Origin of the sequence: Nocardia sp. NPDC049526, from assembly GCF_044465765.1 — a bacterium.
GTDB lineage: Bacteria > Actinomycetota > Actinomycetes > Mycobacteriales > Mycobacteriaceae > Nocardia.
Window position 1 is genome coordinate 1 of sequence record NZ_JBITMA010000037.1, and the last position, 2224, is coordinate 2224.

Below are 2224 nucleotides of genomic sequence, written 5' to 3' on the forward strand. Positions count from 1 at the left end.
TTTGAACGCGAGACGGGCCGCGAACGGTCGCTCGTAAGACTCGCTTCGTTGGGGTCGCTGATGGCGGATCGCTCGGCGCCTGGTGGGCGCGTGCCAGGGGGCGGGGCCCCGTGCCTGCGTCGTCGCATGCGCTTCGGCGGTTTGAACGCGAGATGGGCCGCGAACGGTCGCTCGTAAGACTCGCTTCGTTGGGGTCGCTGATGGCGGATCGCTCGGCGCCTGATGGGCGCGTGCCGGGAGGGCGGGGTCCGTGCCTGTGTCGCATGCGCTTCGACGGCTCGGAGGCGAGATGGGCCGCGAACTCCTCGTTCGTAAGACTCGCTTCGTGGTGGTCGGTTGTGCGGGGGCCGGTCGCTGCCCTTCGTTGTTGATGCTGGACCATAGATCGGGAAGAACGGGCCGATTGTCGGTGTTGAGTAATAAGGCGCTGAGCCACCACAGTGCGATCGGCCAATTGATTCGAGGAGCCCTGGACGTGTCATCACCGAAGTCCCTGCCGCCGCTGGTCGAACCGGCCGCGGAGCTGACCAAGGACGAGATCGCCCGCTACAGCCGTCATCTGATCATCCCGGACCTGGGTGTGGACGGGCAGAAACGGCTGAAGAACGCCAAGGTACTGGTAATCGGCGCCGGCGGGCTCGGCTCGCCCGCGCTGCTGTATCTGGCGGCCGCCGGTGTCGGCACGCTGGGCATCGTCGAATTCGACGAGGTCGACGCGTCCAATCTGCAGCGCCAGATCATCCACGGTGAATCCGATATCGGCCGCCCGAAGGCCGATAGCGCGCGCGATTCCATCCTCGAGATCAACTCCGGCATCGAGGTCCGACTGCACAAGATCCGCCTGGAGCCGGAGAACGCCGTCGAGCTGTTCGCCGAGTACGACCTGATCGTCGACGGCACCGATAACTTCGCCACCCGCTACCTGGTCAACGACGCCGCGGTGCTGGCGGGCAAGCCTTATGTCTGGGGCTCCATCTACCGCTTCGAGGGCCAGGTGTCGGTCTTCTGGGAGGACGCACCGGACGGCCGCGGCATCAACTACCGCGACCTCTACCCGGAGGCCCCGCCGCCCGGCATGGTGCCCTCCTGCGCCGAGGGCGGTGTCCTCGGCGTGCTGTGCGCCTCCATCGGTTCGATCATGGTGACCGAGGCGATCAAGCTGATCACCGGCATCGGCGAGCCGCTGCTCGGCCGTCTCATGGTCTACGACGCACTGGATATGAACTACCGGACCATCAAGTTGCGCCGCGATCCGGAGCGTCAGCCGATCACCGAACTGATCGACTACGAGGCGTTCTGCGGTGTGGTGTCCGAGGAGGGCCAGGCCGCGGCCGCGGGCTCGACGATTACCGCGCGCGAGCTCAAGGAGCTGCTCGACGCGGGCAAGGAAATCGAGCTCATCGACGTGCGCGAGCCGGTCGAATGGGACATCGTGCACATCGAGGGCGCCAAGCTCATCCCGAAGGATCGTTTCCTCTCCGGTGAGGCGCTGTCGGATCTGCCGCAGAACCGGCCGATCGTCTTGCACTGCAAGACCGGTATCCGCTCGGCGGAGGTGCTCGCGGTCCTGAAGAACGCCGGTTTCTCCGACGCCTCGCACGTGCAGGGCGGCATCGTCGCCTGGGCGAATCAGGTCGACAAATCCCTGCCCGTTTACTAGATCGCGCGCCCGCTGTCAGCAGGCTGCTTGGTGACATAACTGTCGCGGAGTGAGTCTTACGAGCGACCGTTCGCGGCCCGTCTCGCGTTCGAGTCGTCGAAGCGCATGCGCAACAGATGTCGGACTCGACCATCCGTGGCGCGTGCACCGGTGGCCAAACGATCCGCCATCGGCGACCCCAACGGAGTGAGTCTTACGAGCGACCGTTCGCGGCCCGTCTCGCGTCCGCGCCGTCCAAGCGCATGCGCCGCACGCGTAGGACTCGACCATCCGTGGCGTGTGCATCGGTGGCCGAGCGATCCGCTTTCGGTGACCCCGACGGAGCGAGTTTTACGAGCGAGGAGTTCGCGGCCCGTCTCGCGTTCGAGTCGTCGAAGCGCATGCGACGGAGTCGCGGGACTCGACCATCCGTGGCGTGTGCATCGGTGGCCGAGCGATCCGCTTTCGGTGACGCCAACGGAGTGAGTCTTACGAGCGAGGAGTTCGCGGCCCGTCTCGCGTTCGAGTCGTCGAAGCGCATGCGACGGAGTCGCGGGACTCGACCATCCGTGGCGTGTGCATCGG

At 66.1% G+C, this 2224-nt stretch carries 1 protein-coding gene; it reads left to right on the forward strand.

Features of this window, described 5'->3' with window-relative positions; all coding sequences use genetic code 11:
- Positions 1-475: 475 nt before the first annotated feature.
- Positions 476-1660 (forward strand): adenylyltransferase/sulfurtransferase MoeZ, encoded by a 1185-nt coding sequence (gene moeZ / locus ACIBW7_RS43020; RefSeq protein ID WP_040694816.1) that lies wholly within the window; start codon positions 476-478, stop codon positions 1658-1660.
- The last annotated feature ends 564 nt before the right edge of the window (positions 1661-2224 follow it).